Below are 15,062 nucleotides of genomic sequence, written 5' to 3' on the forward strand. Positions count from 1 at the left end.
CAGAACGACACGTCGACGCCGGATTCGCCAACGGATTCTTAAGCCAGATGGTGATCACTCTCCTCTCCCAGACAGACCTTCCTACGGTCCTTTCATAGGTGTAGCGCCATGCAGTTTCCCCCAGCCAGCGGCTCGACTCAGATGCAGGTGCAGAAGCTCCCCACCGGCATCGAGGGCTTTGATGATGTCTGTCAGGGCGGGCTGCCGATCGGTCGCAGCACCCTGATCAGCGGAACCTCCGGCACCGGTAAGACGGTGTTCTCCTTGCATTTCCTCCACAACGGCATCAAGCATTTCGATGAGCCGGGTATCTTCGTCACCTTTGAGGAATCACCGCTCGACATCCTGCGCAATGCCGCCAGCTTCGGTTGGAACCTGCAGGAGATGGTGGAGCAAGACAAGCTATTCATCCTCGATGCGTCCCCTGATCCCGATGGCCAGGACGTGGCCGGAAGTTTTGATCTCTCCGGTCTGATCGAGAGGATCAACTACGCCATCCGCAAGTACAAGGCCAAGCGGGTCGCGATCGATTCGATCACGGCGGTGTTCCAGCAGTACGACGCGGTGTTCGTGGTGCGCCGGGAGATCTTCCGGCTTATCGCTCGGCTGAAGGAGATCGGCGTCACCACGGTGATGACGACGGAACGCATCGACGAGTACGGACCGATTGCGCGCTACGGCGTTGAGGAGTTCGTCTCCGACAACGTGGTGATCCTGCGCAATGTGTTGGAGGGTGAGCGCCGTCGCCGCACGGTGGAGATCCTCAAATTGCGGGGCACCACCCACATGAAGGGGGAATTCCCCTTCACCATGGGCACCCACGGCATCAGCATCTTCCCGCTGGGTGCCATGCGACTGACCCAGCGCTCCTCGAACGTGCGGGTCAGTTCCGGTGTGCCGCGGCTGGACGAGATGTGCGGTGGTGGGTTCTTCAAGGATTCGATCATCCTGGCCACTGGTGCCACCGGTACCGGCAAGACCCTGCTGGTGTCCAAATTCATCGAAGACGCTTGCCGCAACAAGGAGCGGGCGATCCTGTTTGCCTACGAAGAGTCCCGCGCTCAGTTGCTGCGCAACGGCACCAGCTGGGGCATCGACTTCGAGCAGATGGAGCAGGACGGTCTGCTCAAGATCATCTGCGCCTACCCCGAATCCACCGGGTTGGAGGATCACCTGCAGATCATCAAAACGGATATCGGTCAGTTCAAGCCATCCCGGATGGCCATCGACTCCCTCTCGGCCCTGGCTCGGGGCGTCAGCCACAACGCTTTCCGGCAATTCGTGATCGGCGTGACCGGCTATGCCAAACAGGAGGAGATCGCCGGCTTCTTTACGAACACCTCTGAGGAGTTCATGGGCAGCCACTCGATCACCGACTCCCACATCTCCACCATCACCGACACGATCCTGATGCTGCAGTACGTGGAGATTCGCGGTGAGATGGCCCGGGCGCTGAATGTGTTCAAGATGCGCGGGTCCTGGCACGACAAGGGCATCCGCGAATTCGTGATCACCGGCAATGGTCCGCAGATCAAGGATTCCTTCTCCAACTTCGAGCGGATCATCTCCGGCGTTCCCCATCGGGTCACCACCGACGAACGCAGCGAGTTGTCCCGCATCGCCCGCGGCGTCTCCAGCGAGGACTAAGCCAACTGTTCAGCGGTGGAACGACGTTCGGCCTGCAGCTTCAGTTCATCCACATCCGCCTGACCCAAGGGCAGATCAAACCAGAAGGTGGTTCCCACCTCCGGTTCACTGGCCATAGACACCTTGGTGCCATGTTTCTCGAGAATTCCACGCACGATTGAGAGGCCCAGGCCGGTTCCTACTTCCGTGTGGACGGCATTTTCCACACGGAAAAAGCGGTCGAAGATCCGCTCCTGGTCAGCGGCGCTGATGCCGCAGCCGGTGTCCGCGACTTCCACCCGCAGCCGCGGCAGCGGTGAGCTGAGCGCACAGCTGGGGCCCGCCTGTTCATCGTTCGGAGATCCCACGGGACAGGTGTCGGGCCAGGGATATGCCCGCAGGGCCAGAGTCCCGCCGGAACGGCTGAACTTCAGGGCATTGCCCACGAGGTTGTCGAGCACCTGCAGCAGCAGATCCCAGTTGCCCAGTACTTCAGGCAAATCCTCCGGTGCATCCAGCTCAAGCTTCACATGCTTGTCGTCGGCGTTGAGGCGGTAGGCGCGCAGGGTCTGCTCCATGGCGGGGAGAAGATTCATCGCTTCGAACTGAACGGCGCGACCGGACTCCAGGCGTGAGAGGTCGAGCACGTCGTTAACGAGCCGGGTGAGGCGATCGGTTTCGTCATTGGCGACGCCGAGAAATTCCTTGTGTTCTTCGGGGCTGAGCTGATCACCGAGGTCGTGCAGTGTTTCGACGTAGCTCTTGATGTTGAACAGTGGTGTGCGCAGCTCATGGGAGACGTTGCTGATGAAACGACTCTGAGCTGCATTCAGTTCCACCTCCCTGGTGAGATCCTGCACGGTGACGGCAATGCCCTTGAGCGATTCGCCGCTGGCATCGCGTACGGCCTGCATCACGATGCGCAGCGTTCGGCTCGGTTCACCGACGCTGCAGCGCAGGTCTTCACTGTCAGCGCCGCTGATCAGCAGCAGATCGAGGGGGGCCTGGAGTTCGATCGCCAGCAGGTCCGGCAATTCGGCCACCAGCTCCTGCCCTTCCAACTTGCGGCCCTCCCAGCGGAACAGACGCCGGGCGGTGGGGTTGGCCAGCACGATCCGGCCCTGCTCATCAAGAAGAATGGCGCCGTCGGCCATGGTGGCGATCAGCGACTGCTGCTTCACCTGGGCTGCGGTCAACTCCTCGATGTTGGCCTCGTCGTAGGCCTCGAGCTGGGAGGCCATGGCGTTGAAGCCGGTCAGCAATTCCCCCAGCTCACCGCCAACGGGCAGGTCGATGCGGGCCTGGAAGTTGCCGAGAGAAATCGAACGAACGCCTCGCAGCAGTTCCTTCACCGGGCGGGTGATGGTGAGGGCGTTGAACACAGCCCCCAGAATCACCAGCACCCAGATCGAGATGAACACCGCCACGGTCACCTCGCGGGTGAGGGCGGCGCTGGCGAGAGCGGTTTCATTGGGGTTCACCCCCAGACCGAGCACGCCGTAATAACGGCCGTTGCGAATCAGGGGGACGAACACATCAGTCACCCGGCCCTGGGGGGTGAGGTGCTGCCGCACAAGGGGATTCTGCGGGCGGCGGCGCAGTTCGTCCGGCAGCTCCAGGCGTCGGTTCAGGCGTAGATCACCGTCACCACCGGCGGCGGCCCCGCTGATCGGGATGCCGAGGTAGACAACCCCATCGGGATCGGCGAAGAAGATGTAGCGAACACTGCGGCTGGACCGCCAGAACTTCTCGGCCACGTTGGCCAGTTCGCGGTCCTGTTCCTGGGCCACCAGTTCGGTGACGTTGCCTGCCAGCAACAGGCCCAGGTCGCGGGCATAGCGGGTGTCGTTCATCACGGCATCGCGCTGGATGCCGTTCAGGGCCAAAAAGGTGATGCCGGTCATCACCAGGCTCACCACGAGGGTGGCGACGGCCAGCAGTTTGGTCTGCAGGCTGAATTCAGCCCACCACGCGACGATGCGACGCCAGATCCCATCGGATCCAGGATCTGGCCCACCGGGTTGCGGCAGGGCCCAGTCAGCGGTCGCGGGGGTAGTCATCCGCTGGAGCGCACCTGATGGCCGATGTCGCGACGGTACGTGATTCCATCAAATTGCACCTGATTGAGCCCGCTGTAGGCAGCAGCGAAGGCCTGGTCAAAATCATCGCCCTGGGCGACGACTGCCAGCACACGCCCCCCGGCGGTGATCAGCTCACCGTTGGCATCGCGCCGGGTGCCGGCGTGGAACAGCTGGCGGTTGGTCTTGCTGCTGAAGCTCAGCTGGATGGCATCGCCCTTGCGGGGAGCGTCGGGGTAGCCGGAGGCTGCCGCCACCACACAGGCGCTGCAGCGTGAATCGATCGAGAGCGCTGGGGCCAGGTCGAGCCGTCCCAGGGCACAGGCCTGCAGCACCTGCGCCAGCTCCGGTCCTAGCAGGGGCATCAGGGTCTGGCATTCCGGATCCCCGAAGCGGCAATTGAATTCGATCACCTGAGGTCCGGCGTCGGTGAGCATCAGGCCGGCGTAGATGACGCCGCGGTAGTCGATGCCACGGGCCTTGAGCGCCTGCAGCGTTGGCTCCAGCACCAGACGGCGAACCTGCTCCAGGCCTTCGGCATCCAGCAGTGGTGCGGGGGCGTAGGCCCCCATGCCTCCGGTGTTGGGGCCCCGGTCACCCTCCAGCAATCGCTTGTGGTCCTGGGCCGGTGGCAACAGCACCATCCGCTCCCCATCGCAAAGGGCGAACACCGACACCTCGGGGCCCTGCAGCTGCTCCTCCAGCACCAGATGGGAGCCGGCGCTGCCGAAGCGGCCGGCGAAGGCGTCCCGGATCGCCGCCTCCGCCTGCTCGATCGTGTCGGCGACGGTGACCCCCTTGCCTGCCGCCAGGCCATCGGCCTTCACCACCAGCGGCCGGCCCACCTCGGCCAACACCGCCAGGGCATCCGCTTCGCTGGTCACCGCCCAGTGGCCGGCGGTGGGCACCCCGGCCTCCCTCATCAGTTGCTTAGCCCAGGCCTTGCTGGCCTCCAGTTGCGCTCCCTCTGCCCCTGGACCGAACACGGCGATGCCGGCCTGCCGCAGGGCATCGGCCACCCCAGCAGCCAGAGGGGCTTCCGGACCCACCACGACCAAATCAACAGAATGCGTCTGGCAGTGGGCGATCAGTGCGGTGCTGTCGGTCTCCGCGATGGCGAGGGCCTGCTGGTCACTCCCGGCGTTGCCCGGGGTGATCCAGACCGTCTCAATGGCGTCATGGCGCTGCAGGGCCCAGCTCAGGGCGTGTTCGCGGCCGCCACCACCAACAACGAGCACCCGCCGCAGATCGGGCAGGGCGTGGGGACGGGTGGACGAGATGGCCATGGGGGCAAACCGGAGCGGAGGGGCCTCGTAGGTTCTCCGTTGTAGAACGCAGCCCGCCATGGGGATTCAGCCCCTGCCCATGCTGCTGTCGCTGCTGGCGGCGGCGACACCGCTCAGCGAGCCTCAGCCCATGGCGGAGGAGCGGTTTCAGCAATGGTTGCTGGAGTCGGATCTGCAGCAGCTGGAGCTGGGTTGCTCCGACCCGCTGATCGGAGCAACCGGCGGGCGTCAGCAGCAGATCCGGGATCGCTTGTTGGTGCTGAATCCCGCTCCTGACTCATTTGAGCTGGTGGTGGCGAATGCCACCGCGTTGCTCACCTGCGGTTCACCGGACAGTGCCGCGCGGGTGCTCAACCGGATCAGTCCAGCGGTGGGTGAGGAGCGCCGTCGCTGGCTTCGTCTGCGCTGGCAGGCCGCGGCGGCTGGGCTGGATCACCGCGAAGCGGCTTTGGCGTTGCGGCGGCTGGTGAACGGAGATCTGATCGCCCTGGCGAGCCTGGAGCTTGGGGACGGTCGCCTGGGGTTGGATCAACTGGCAGAGCATGAGGCGGCCCTGGGTCGACAGGCGGAGGCCGCTGCGGTGCTGCTGCTGGCCCCGAACCCCCAGCGACTCGCCCAGGCTGCTGATTGGCTGGCGGGTGCCGATGCTGCAGCGGCTGATCAGTTGCTGGAACAGGCGCTGGATCAGGCGGCGGCGGATCAGGCCTGGGGGCTGGCGGTGGAGCTGCTGGAGCTGCAGTTGAGCCTGCAGCTGGCGGCCGGTGGTGATGGCGCTCGGCCACGGCAACGGTTGCAGCGGCTGGCTGCCCAGCTCGATGACCGCTACAGCCTCTGGCGGCTTGAGGGGGGTGATGAGCTGGATCTGGGGCTGCGATCGCCGCGGCAGCCCGGCGGCCATGCTGCGGTAGGAGATTCCCCTGACGCACCGTCCCCATGAGTCCCGACCACGGCGAGTTGCTGTACGAAGGCAAGGCGAAGCGCATCTACGCCACCGACCACCCGGATCAGGTGCTGGTGGAGTACAAAAACGACGCGACTGCATTCAATGCCCAGAAGAAGGCACAACTGGCGGATAAAGGACGGTTGAACTGCCAGATCTCGGCTCGGTTATTTGAGCTGCTGGAGGGGCAGGGTGTCCCAAGCCACTATTTGGGGTTGGCGGGCGACACCTGGATGCTGGTGCAGCGGGTGGAGGTGATTCCGCTGGAGGTGGTGCTGCGCAACATCGCGACCGGATCGCTGTGTCGTCAGACGCCGATTGCCGAGGGAACTCCGATCAATCCAGCCCTGCTGGATCTTTATTACAAAGACGATGACCTCGGTGATCCGTTGCTGACGGAAGCCCGGGTGCGGTTGCTGGGGCTGGTGGATGACGCCCGACAGTCAGCGATTGAACAATTGGCGCGGCGAATCAATGGCGTGCTGCAGCCATTTTTCGACGGCCTCGAGCTGCAGTTGGTGGATTTCAAGCTTGAACTCGGGCTCAACAAGGCGGGCGAGTTGCTGCTGGCTGATGAGATCAGCCCTGACACCTGCCGCTTCTGGGATCAACGCAGCAGCGACACTAATGATCGGATTCTGGATAAGGACCGCTTCCGCAAGGATCTCGGTGGTGTGATGGAGGCCTACGGGGAGGTCCTCAAACGGGTCCACACCGCCTGCCCGAACCCCCGCAACTGCCTGTAAGGTCGGCGGACATTTTGTGGCTTCGGCCCTCAAAGCGCCTCGATGACTCGACGCAGCACTCGCCGTTCCCCGGTTGCCGTTGGTCAGGGTCTCCTGGGTCTGGCGTTGGGCTTGCCACTCACTGCAGCACCGGTGCTGGCGCAGGACACACCTGTTGTTGAGGTGGAGCAAGTCGAGGTCGCACAGCTTGATGCCCTGGAGGTCGAGGCCCCGCGGGTGCTGATTTCGGAAGTGTTGATCGAAGGCATCGGCGGACACCCCGAGGAAGAAAGGCTGCAGGTGGCGGCCTACGGGGCAATGCAGGTGCGGCCGGGCAGTCGCGTCACCCGAGAGGAGCTACAGCGGGACCTCAATGCCATCCAGGCCACCGGCTGGTTTTCCGACGTCCGGATCAACCCTGTCAACGGTCCTCTCGGGGTGCAGGTGGTGGTGCAGGTGGAGCCCTTTCCCACCCTGTCCAGGGTTGAGCTTGACCCCGTTTCGGAAGAACTTCCTGAGGCAGTGGTTGAAGAGATCTTCAGCCCTGATTACGGCCGCACGCTCAACCTCAACGATCTGCAGAAGCGGATGAAGGATCTGCAGGCCTGGTATGCCGGGCAGGGTTATTCACTTGCACGCATCTCAGGTCCCGAGCGGGTCAGTCCTGAAGGGGTGGTGACCCTGAAGCTCGTTCAGGGGAGCGTTGCTGGCGTTGAGGTTGAGTTCCTCAACAGCGAGGGCACCTCGACCGATGAGAACGGTGATCCGATTCGCGGCAAGACCAAGGAATGGGTGATCACCCGTGAGATCTCCGTTCAGCCCGGTGACACGTTCAACCGCAACAAGCTCGAAAAGGACATCAAGCGCCTCTACGGCACCCAGCTTTTCAGTGATGTGAAGGTGACCCTCAAGCCGGTGCCGGAGCAGCCCGGTGATGTGGTGATCGTGCTGGGGATCGTGGAGCAGTCCTCGGGCCAACTGTCCGGCGGTCTCGGCTATAGCCAGAGCCAGGGTGTGTTCGGTCAGGTTCAGCTGCAGGACAGCAACTTCTTTGGTCGCGCCTGGAATATCGGCCTCAACGTGACCTATGGCCAATACGGCGGCCTGGCCAACCTGAACTTCACCGATCCCTGGATCAAGGGCGACAGCCATCGCACCTCGTTCCGCGGCTCCCTGTTCCTCAGTCAGCAGGTGCCGCAGGTGTTCCAGAGCGAGGACAGCGGCAACATCCGCACCATTGACGGCTACGAGGACAACGGCAACAAGTACGCCTACGACGTGGGCCGCAAGTACAAATTCTCCGATTACGAGAAGGTGCCCGGTTCCGTCAACAAGGCAGAGAAGGAATACCCCAACCGCAGCTGGTTTGACTACGAGGGTGATTCATTCGCACTGCGCAAGACCGGCGGCAGCATTGCGTTCACGCGGCCTCTCAATGGTGGTGATCCGTTCAAGGACACCCCCTGGCGTGTGCTGGCTGGACTGTCGATCAGTGAGGTCAGGCCGATCAACTTCGCGGCTGAGACCCGTGTTTACGGCGTGTCCACCAACAACTTCAAGGACGGTCGGGTGAAAAACAAGGACATTTTCTGCGTGTCCTACAACTGCGCCGACAGCAACATGTTGACCGGCCTGCGCCTCGCCACGACCTACAACAATTTCAACAACCCCCGTAATCCCACTAGCGGTAATTTCTTTACCGCCAGCACCGAGCAGTTCATCGGTGTGAACGAGGATTCCCCCACCTTCAACCGCCTGCGCGGCAGCTACACCCAGTTCTTCCCCGTGAACTGGCTGAAACTGCACAAGGGTTGCCGGCCAAAAGCAGGTGAGGCCGCAGATTGCCCGCAGGCCATCGGTCTTCAAGTGAAGGCTGGCACGATCATCGGTGATCTGCCCCCTTACGAAGCCTTCTGCATAGGTGGATCAAACTCGATCCGCGGTTGGTACGACTGCGACCTAGCCGTTGCTCGCACCTTCGGAGAAGTCACTCTTGAGTACCGCTTCCCGATCATCAGCGTGTTCTCCGGTGAGCTGTTCGTCGACGCCGGCACTGATTTCGACACTCAGAAGAATGTGCCCGGCAAGCCGGGTCTCTTGCTCGACAAGGATGGTTCAGGTGTGTCCGTGGGAACGGGCGTGATCGTTGGTACCCCCGTTGGCCCCCTGCGCCTGGAAGTGGCGAGCAAGGACTTCACCGACGACTGGCGCTTCAACCTGGGAGTGGGCTGGAAGTTCTAGTGACCAACTGGCCGCAGGACTATTCAGGCGCCTGGACCCTCGCCGCTGAGGTGGAGCGGCGTGGGATTGGACTGCATAGCGGCGGTGAGTCAACCGTGCGCTTGCGTCCATGTGACAAGCCGGGGTTTCATCTGCGCGTCGGCGCTGCTGCAGAAGCGATTCGTCTCAGCCCGGATCAGGTGCGGGACAGTCAGCTCTGCACAACGCTGGACCTGGGGGCTCATCGTGTGGCCACCGTGGAGCATCTGCTGGCGGCCCTGGCCGGCTGTGGTTTGTCCCATTGCGAGATCGCCGTTCAGGGCGGTGAAATTCCCCTGCTGGATGGCTCAGCCCTCGGCTGGGTGGAGGCCATTGCGGATGCCGGTCTGCAGCCCGCCGCCAGTGAGCGGCCGACGGCCCCGAAGTTGGAGCAGCCTCTCGTGCGGCACCGCGGCAGCAGCGTGATCACCGCCACACCCTCGGATCGGTTCAGCCTGGTGGGCATCATCGATTTCCCCCAGGCGGCGATCGGCCGTCAACAGCTGGCGCTGGAGCTGACCCCTCAACGCTTCGTTGACGAGATTGCACCAGCCCGCACCTTTGGTTTCCGTGATCAGGTGGAGCAGCTGCGGGCCGCCGGCCTGATCCAGGGGGGAGCCCTGGACAATGCCCTGGTCTGCGACGGTGATCACTGGCTGAACCCGCCGCTGCGCTTTGCCGACGAACCGGTGCGCCATAAGCTGCTGGACCTCATCGGTGATCTGGCGCTTGTGGGCTTCCCCCAGGCTCAGGTCCTCGTGTACAGGGGCTCCCATGGGCTCCACACCGATCTCGCCGCTGCCCTGTGACTGATTCCCCCGCCTCGGACGCCGCTCAGTCCTCCGTGGTGCTGACCAGTGAACAGATCGCTGGACTGCTGCCCCATCGCTATCCGTTTGCTCTGGTGGACCGGGTCATCGCCCATGAGCCTGGGGTGTCGGCGACCGGGATCAAGAACGTGACGGTCAATGAGCCGCAGTTTCAAGGCCATTTCCCTGGACGCCCGTTGATGCCGGGGGTGCTGATTGTTGAGGCGATGGCTCAGGTCGGGGGGTTGATCGTGACCCAGATGCCCGATCTACCGAAGGGTCTGTTCGTTTTTGCCGGGATTGACGGGGTACGCTTCCGCCGCCCCGTGGTTCCTGGAGATCAGCTGGTGATCCACTGCGAACTGCTCAGCCTCAAGCGCAAACGCTTCGGCAAGGTGAAGGCTGAAGCCAAAGTTGATGGCGAGCTGGTCTGTTCCGGCGAGCTGATGTTCTCCCTGGTGGACTGAGAACCATGACGGTGGAGCAGTCGCTCGCTCAGATTCATCCCCTGGCGGTGGTGGACCCCAAGGCGCAGCTGGCTGCGGGGGTGGTGATCGGCCCGGGCGCCGTTGTGGGTCCTGAGGTGGTAATCGGCGAGAACAGTTGGATCGGCCCCCATGCGGTGTTGGAGGGGCGACTCACTCTTGGTCGCGACAACAAGGTGTTTGCGGGTGCCTGCCTGGGCCAGGAACCCCAGGACCTCAAGTACCGGGGTGCGCTGACGGAGGTGGTGATCGGTGATGGCAACACCCTCAGAGAGTGCGTGACGATCAACCGCGCCACCGATGAAGGGGAGGTGACGCGGATCGGCAACGGCAACCTGCTGATGGCCTATTGCCATCTCGGTCACAACTGCGAGCTGGGGAACGGGATCGTGATGTCCAATGCCATCCAGGTGGCCGGACACGTGATCATCGAAGACCGGGCGGTGATCGGCGGCTGCCTTGGCATCCATCAGTTCGTCCACGTCGGTGGTATGGCCATGGTGGGCGGCATGACCCGGGTGGACCGTGATGTGCCCCCTTACTGCCTGGTGGAAGGTCATCCGGGACGGGTGCGGGGACTGAACCGGGTTGGCCTGCGACGCAGTGGCCTCGGCAGCCGGCATGAGGGCCGTGAACTCAAGCAGCTGCAGGAGATCTGGACCCTGCTCTATCGCTCCGATCTGGTGATCGCTGAGGGGGTCAAACAGGCCCAGCAACAGGAGCTGCTGCCGGCAGCAGCCCACCTTTGCCGTTTCCTGGCGGACTCGATCGCTGATGGACGCCGTGGACCGATGCCGGCATTGAGCAGCCGCTGATGGTGCGGCTGCTGATCAGCACCGGTGAGGTGTCCGGTGATCTTCAGGGCAGCCTGTTGATTCGTGCGATACGGGCGGAAGCCGAGCGTCGCCAGTTGCCGTTGGAGCTGCTGGCCCTGGGGGGGAACCGGATGGAGGCAGCTGGCGCTGAGCTGCTGGCGGATACTGCCCCGATGGGGGCGATCGGACTGTGGGAGGCCGTGCCGCTAATCCTGCCGACGTTGCGTCTACAGGCCCAGGTGGACCGGCTGCTGGAGCAGCGTCCGCTCGATGGCGTGGTGCTGATCGACTACGTCGGCGCCAATGTGCGGCTGGGCGGCAAGCTGCGCCGCAAGCATCCATCCCTGCCGATCACCTACTACATCGCGCCCCAGGAATGGGCCTGGCGATTCGGTGATGGCAGCACCACCCGGCTGCTGGATTTCACCGACCGCATCCTTGCCATCTTTCCGGCGGAGGCCGAGTTCTATGCCCAACGCGGGGCCACCGTCACCTGGGTGGGCCATCCCTTGCTGGACAGTTTCCAGGACCTTCCCGGCCGCGAGGAATCTCGCCAGCAGTTGGGATTGGATCCAACTGCTCCTGTGCTGTTGCTGGTGCCGGCTTCACGCCCCCAGGAGCTGCGGTATCTGATGCCTCCGTTGGCGGCAGCAGCGGCGATGCTGCAGCGCCGTAAACCGGGCCTGCAGGTGCTGGTGCCGGCTGGTCTGGAGCGGTTTGAACAGCCCCTCGCCGAGGCCCTGAGCGCAGCGGGTGTAGTGAATGCACGGGTGATTCCGGCGGCGGCGGTGGATGGCCTGAAGAAATCCCTGTGTGCAGCGGCGGATCTGGCCTTGGGCAAGTCGGGCACGGTGAATCTGGAGCTGGCCCTGCAGGGGGTACCCCAGGTGGTGGGCTACCGCGTCAGTGGTCTCACGGCGTTTGTGGCCAAGCACCTGCTGCGTTTTCAGGTGGACCACATCTCACCAGTGAATCTGCTGCTGAAGCAGCGCCTGGTGCCGGAGTTGCTGCAGGACGAACTGACCGCTGAGGCTCTGGTGGAGCAGGCCCTGCCATTACTGGAGCCGGGACCGGAACGGCAGCGGATGCTGGATGGCTACGGTCAACTCCGATCAACGCTGGGGGAGCCGGGTGTGACGGAGCGGGCAGCCAAGGCCATTCTCGATCAGGTGCAGCGATGAGACGACTGCTGCTGGCCTTGCTGATCGGGATGCTGACACTCCCGTCAGCCGTGATGGCCGACACGGAGACGGCGGTGTTCGCCGGTGGTTGCTTCTGGTGTCTTGAGCACGATCTGGAGGATCATCCTGGGGTGCTGGAGGCCACCAGCGGTTACAGCGGCGGCCATGTGGACAACCCCACTTACCGTCAGGTGAGCGCCGAAACCACCGGCCATCAGGAGGTGGTGGAGGTGCGGTTCGATCCGACCGAAATCACTTACGGCACGTTGCTGCGCAGTTACTGGCGCAATGTGGACCCCCTTGATGGGGGCGGCCAGTTCTGCGACCGCGGTGACTCCTACCGGCCGGTGATCTTCACAGCCGATGCAGCTCAAGCCCGTGAAGCTGAAGCGAGTGCCCAGGCCGCTGCCCGCGAGCTGGGTCAGCCCCGTTCGGCGTTGAAGGTGGAGCTTCGGGATGCAGCTCGCTTCTGGCGGGCGGAGGACTACCACCAAAACTACGCTGAGCTCAATGAGCTCAAATACAACTTCTACCGCTTCAGTTGTGGCCGTGACCGGCGCCTGGATGCGGTGTGGGGTGCATCAGCACGCAGCGGTGATGCATGGTCGGACGCATCACAAAGCGATCGAAACCCTTAATAAATCAATAATCAACCTATGGAAAAGATTAAGCGGGGGAGATGGCTGAAATCACTCAGTTCTCAGTGAACAGACAGCTTCCCGCCTATCGACCACCATTGAGGATACGCTTACGATCATGGTCGTGATGGAGGGAAATGTATGTATTTGCTGACCATTAAGGATGGTCTCGGAACCCGTCATATCGGTCCATATCCATCCCCGAAGCATGCTTCGGATGATCTTGATCGGGTGCTGGAAACGTGCTCTGAGCGAGCCCGTTGGCAGATCCACGCCTTGGAGACACCGGAGCGGCATGGCTCCACACGATTCCACGCCGTCGCAGCGTCCTGATCAAGCCCGGGGGCCGCGACCTGGAAATCCCTTTGTCAGGCCGCTGTCGATCATGAGTCCGATTCCAGCATTGATGCAGATCAGGCTGAGAGTGCCGGTCCAGAACCACTCGCCGGCCTGGCCGCCCATCAGCTGAACCACCCGGCGGCTCACCGCCTCGCCGAACAGGCAAAGACCAACCGGCAGCAGCAAGACCCCTCCCTGAGCCTTCAGATACCAGCGCCAGGCTGATGTGGGTTTCATTCCGGGTTGCAGATCCAGTTGGCCAGGGTGCGGACGCCGTAACCGGTGGCACCGGCGGGGTCGAGTCCACGGCCCTTGTCACTCCAGACGGTGCCGGCGATGTCGATGTGAGCCCAGGCGATGCCGTCGCCAACGAAGTGCTCGAGGAACAGTGCTGCTGTGATCGAGCCACCCGGCCTGGGGCCGGTGTTCTTGAAATCGGCCAGCTTGGATTTCAAACCCTCCTTGTAGGAGGCGCGCAATGGCATCCGCCAGAGCCCTTCACCACCGGCATCCGCCGCCTGCTGAAGCGCCGTGGCCAGGCCATCGTTGTTGCTCCACAAGCCTGCCATCTCATCGCCGAGGGCGATGACGCAGGCGCCGGTGAGGGTGGCCAGGTCAACGACGGCGTCGGGCTTCTGCTCAGAGGCGTAGAGCAGGGCATCGGCCAGGGTCAGACGGCCTTCGGCATCGGTGTTGTTAATTTCGATCGTGGTGCCGTCGGCGGCGGTGACGATGTCACCGGGATGCACGGCGGAGCCGTTGATCATGTTTTCGCAGGAGGCCACGATCATGTGCACCTCCACCCCTGCCGGCTTGCGTTCGGCGATGGAGCGCATGGCCCCCAGCACCGCTGCGCTGCCGCCCATGTCGAACTTCATCATGTCGATCTGGGCGGCCCCCACCTTGAGGTTGTAACCGCCGGAATCGAAGGTGAGGCCTTTGCCCACCAAGGCCACCCGACGCTTCACCTCACCGTCGGGGCGGTAGATCAGGTGAATCAGTTTGGGGTCGAGATCGGAGCCCTGGCTGACGCAGAGAAACGCCCCCATGCCGCGGGCTTCACAATCGGCCCGTTCCAGAACGGTGAGCTCCAGGCCGTGGTTGCGGGCGAGCTCGGCGGCGGTCTCCGCCAGGGCAGCGGGAGTCACCACATTTGGAGGAGCGGCCACCAGTTCACGGGCCAGCTCCACACCGGCGCAGGTGGCATCCACGGTCTGGAGGCCGGCAGCGGCCGTGGCGGGCAGTCCGATCAGCTCCAGGGCCTCCGGTTGACGCCGTGGTTCCGGTGCCTTGCGGAAGCGCTGGTCGGCGTAAAGAGCCAGGCGCGCAGCTTCAGCCGCCGCTGCGGCTGCTGCTGTGGGTTCCAGGCCATCCCAGCTGAGCTGCAGCCCCAGGCTGCCGGTGTGACCGCTGGCTGCCTTGGCGGCCCTGGCGGCGGCGCTGCGCACCCCATCGAGGTTGAAGGCATTGGCAGGCCCCAGCCCCAGAACCACCAGCCGTTGGGGGCCGTTGTTGCCAAGGCGGTTGATCAGCAGCTGCTCCGACGGCTTTCCCTTGAATTGCTGCTGCGCGAGGGCGGCCCCCAGACCGGGGAAGCGCGCCTCGAGATCGGTGGCGGGCTGATCCTGCAGCAGTCCCACCACCAACACATCACCGTTCCAGTCCTGAAGACCGGTGGTGGAGAGAGAGAAGCGCATGGCCCGGCGCGTCGCAAACGCTGAGCGTAGCGATGCTGCTAAGAGAAGGTGCTAACTGCGACCTCGTGATGTTCTCCAACGTGGCCCTGCTGGCCGTGGCGGCGCTGATCGGGGTCAGCCCGCTGGTGTGGGTCATCCTTCACTTCAAAGGCGGCTAAGTGCGTCTGGTAGCGCGCTTGAGATC

General features: G+C 63.5%; 15 protein-coding genes. 11 read left to right on the plus strand and 4 right to left on the minus strand.

Annotation, left to right across the window (positions count from 1 at the left end):
- The first annotated feature begins 108 nt into the window (after positions 1-108).
- Positions 109-1,647, plus strand: coding sequence for a circadian clock protein KaiC (gene kaiC / locus TX72_RS02665; RefSeq protein WP_011127419.1), 1,539 nt, complete (start codon positions 109-111; stop codon positions 1,645-1,647).
- On the opposite strand, the gene TX72_RS02670 is transcribed toward kaiC, so the two are convergent.
- Together TX72_RS02670 and purD are read right to left on the minus strand one after the other, a co-directional pair.
- The gene (locus TX72_RS02670) at positions 1,644-3,686 is read right to left on the minus strand and encodes an ATP-binding protein (protein ID WP_011127420.1); all 2,043 of its coding nucleotides are present in this window, start codon (positions 3,684-3,686) and stop codon (positions 1,644-1,646) included. The two genes, kaiC and TX72_RS02670, sit on opposite strands and share 4 nt — an antisense overlap.
- Positions 3,683-4,990, minus strand: a complete 1,308-nt coding sequence (gene purD / locus TX72_RS02675; RefSeq protein WP_011127421.1) for a phosphoribosylamine--glycine ligase — start codon at positions 4,988-4,990, stop codon at positions 3,683-3,685. Before purD ends, TX72_RS02670 begins: the two co-directional genes overlap by 4 nt.
- 58 nt (positions 4,991-5,048) lie before the next feature.
- On the opposite strand from purD, the gene TX72_RS02680 reads away from it, so the two are divergent.
- The 9 genes from TX72_RS02680 (at position 5,049) to TX72_RS14645 (ending at position 13,175) form a co-directional block, all read left to right on the plus strand.
- Entirely contained in the window at positions 5,049-5,927 is an 879-nt protein-coding gene (locus tag TX72_RS02680) for a hypothetical protein (RefSeq protein ID WP_011127422.1), read from the plus strand.
- The gene (gene purC, locus TX72_RS02685; protein WP_011127423.1) at positions 5,924-6,676 is read left to right on the plus strand and encodes a phosphoribosylaminoimidazolesuccinocarboxamide synthase; all 753 of its coding nucleotides are present in this window, start codon (positions 5,924-5,926) and stop codon (positions 6,674-6,676) included. Before TX72_RS02680 ends, purC begins: the two co-directional genes overlap by 4 nt.
- 42 nt (positions 6,677-6,718) lie before the next feature.
- Positions 6,719-8,896, plus strand: a complete 2,178-nt coding sequence (locus tag TX72_RS02690; RefSeq protein WP_011127424.1) for a BamA/TamA family outer membrane protein — start codon at positions 6,719-6,721, stop codon at positions 8,894-8,896.
- Positions 8,896-9,723 (plus strand): UDP-3-O-acyl-N-acetylglucosamine deacetylase, encoded by an 828-nt coding sequence (gene lpxC / locus TX72_RS02695; RefSeq protein WP_011127425.1) that lies wholly within the window; start codon positions 8,896-8,898, stop codon positions 9,721-9,723. The genes TX72_RS02690 and lpxC overlap by 1 nt, the downstream gene beginning before the upstream one ends.
- Positions 9,720-10,190, plus strand: a complete 471-nt coding sequence (fabZ, locus tag TX72_RS02700; protein ID WP_011127426.1) for a 3-hydroxyacyl-ACP dehydratase FabZ — start codon at positions 9,720-9,722, stop codon at positions 10,188-10,190. The genes lpxC and fabZ overlap by 4 nt, the downstream gene beginning before the upstream one ends.
- Positions 10,191-10,195: 5 nt before the next feature.
- Positions 10,196-11,023, plus strand: a complete 828-nt coding sequence (gene lpxA, locus TX72_RS02705; RefSeq protein ID WP_011127427.1) for an acyl-ACP--UDP-N-acetylglucosamine O-acyltransferase — start codon at positions 10,196-10,198, stop codon at positions 11,021-11,023.
- Positions 11,023-12,204, plus strand: a complete 1,182-nt coding sequence (lpxB, locus tag TX72_RS02710) for a lipid-A-disaccharide synthase (protein WP_011127428.1) — start codon at positions 11,023-11,025, stop codon at positions 12,202-12,204. Before lpxA ends, lpxB begins: the two co-directional genes overlap by 1 nt.
- Entirely contained in the window at positions 12,201-12,842 is a 642-nt protein-coding gene (gene msrA, locus TX72_RS02715) for a peptide-methionine (S)-S-oxide reductase MsrA (RefSeq protein ID WP_011127429.1), read from the plus strand. The genes lpxB and msrA overlap by 4 nt, the downstream gene beginning before the upstream one ends.
- A 141-nt stretch (positions 12,843-12,983) precedes the next feature.
- Entirely contained in the window at positions 12,984-13,175 is a 192-nt protein-coding gene (locus TX72_RS14645) for a hypothetical protein (RefSeq protein ID WP_042503033.1), read from the plus strand.
- Here the strand turns inward: TX72_RS14645 and TX72_RS02725 are convergent, their stop codons facing one another.
- Together TX72_RS02725 and TX72_RS02730 are read right to left on the minus strand one after the other, a co-directional pair.
- Positions 13,176-13,418 carry a hypothetical protein gene (locus tag TX72_RS02725; protein WP_011127430.1) on the minus strand — a complete coding sequence of 81 codons (243 nt, stop codon included), beginning with the start codon at positions 13,416-13,418 and terminating at the stop codon, positions 13,176-13,178.
- Positions 13,415-14,878, minus strand: coding sequence for a leucyl aminopeptidase (locus tag TX72_RS02730; RefSeq protein ID WP_011127431.1), 1,464 nt, complete (start codon positions 14,876-14,878; stop codon positions 13,415-13,417). Before TX72_RS02730 ends, TX72_RS02725 begins: the two co-directional genes overlap by 4 nt.
- Before the next feature lie 32 nt (positions 14,879-14,910).
- On the opposite strand from TX72_RS02730, the gene TX72_RS14815 reads away from it, so the two are divergent.
- Positions 14,911-15,036: a hypothetical protein gene (locus TX72_RS14815; RefSeq protein WP_263969715.1), complete on the plus strand. Its 126-nt coding sequence runs from the start codon at positions 14,911-14,913 to the stop codon at positions 15,034-15,036.
- Positions 15,037-15,062: the final 26 nt, after the last annotated feature.

Source organism: Parasynechococcus marenigrum WH 8102, assembly GCF_000195975.1.
GTDB lineage: Bacteria > Cyanobacteriota > Cyanobacteriia > PCC-6307 > Cyanobiaceae > Parasynechococcus > Parasynechococcus marisnigri.

Coding starts and splice junctions, on each gene's coding strand:
- lpxA (WP_011127427.1), top strand. CDS start 10,196: ATGACGGTGGAGCAGTCGCTCGCTCAGATTCATCCCCTGGCGGTGGTG.
- TX72_RS02670 (WP_011127420.1), bottom strand. CDS start 3,686: ATGACTACCCCCGCGACCGCTGACTGGGCCCTGCCGCAACCCGGTGGG.
- TX72_RS02730 (WP_011127431.1), bottom strand. CDS start 14,878: ATGCGCTTCTCTCTCTCCACCACCGGTCTTCAGGACTGGAACGGTGAT.
- TX72_RS02725 (WP_011127430.1), bottom strand. CDS start 13,418: ATGAAACCCACATCAGCCTGGCGCTGGTATCTGAAGGCTCAGGGAGGG.
- TX72_RS14815 (WP_263969715.1), top strand. CDS start 14,911: ATGCTGCTAAGAGAAGGTGCTAACTGCGACCTCGTGATGTTCTCCAAC.
- msrA (WP_011127429.1), top strand. CDS start 12,201: ATGAGACGACTGCTGCTGGCCTTGCTGATCGGGATGCTGACACTCCCG.
- kaiC (WP_011127419.1), top strand. CDS start 109: ATGCAGTTTCCCCCAGCCAGCGGCTCGACTCAGATGCAGGTGCAGAAG.
- TX72_RS02690 (WP_011127424.1), top strand. CDS start 6,719: ATGACTCGACGCAGCACTCGCCGTTCCCCGGTTGCCGTTGGTCAGGGT.
- TX72_RS02680 (WP_011127422.1), top strand. CDS start 5,049: ATGGGGATTCAGCCCCTGCCCATGCTGCTGTCGCTGCTGGCGGCGGCG.
- lpxB (WP_011127428.1), top strand. CDS start 11,023: ATGGTGCGGCTGCTGATCAGCACCGGTGAGGTGTCCGGTGATCTTCAG.
- TX72_RS14645 (WP_042503033.1), top strand. CDS start 12,984: ATGTATTTGCTGACCATTAAGGATGGTCTCGGAACCCGTCATATCGGT.
- purD (WP_011127421.1), bottom strand. CDS start 4,990: ATGGCCATCTCGTCCACCCGTCCCCACGCCCTGCCCGATCTGCGGCGG.
- purC (WP_011127423.1), top strand. CDS start 5,924: ATGAGTCCCGACCACGGCGAGTTGCTGTACGAAGGCAAGGCGAAGCGC.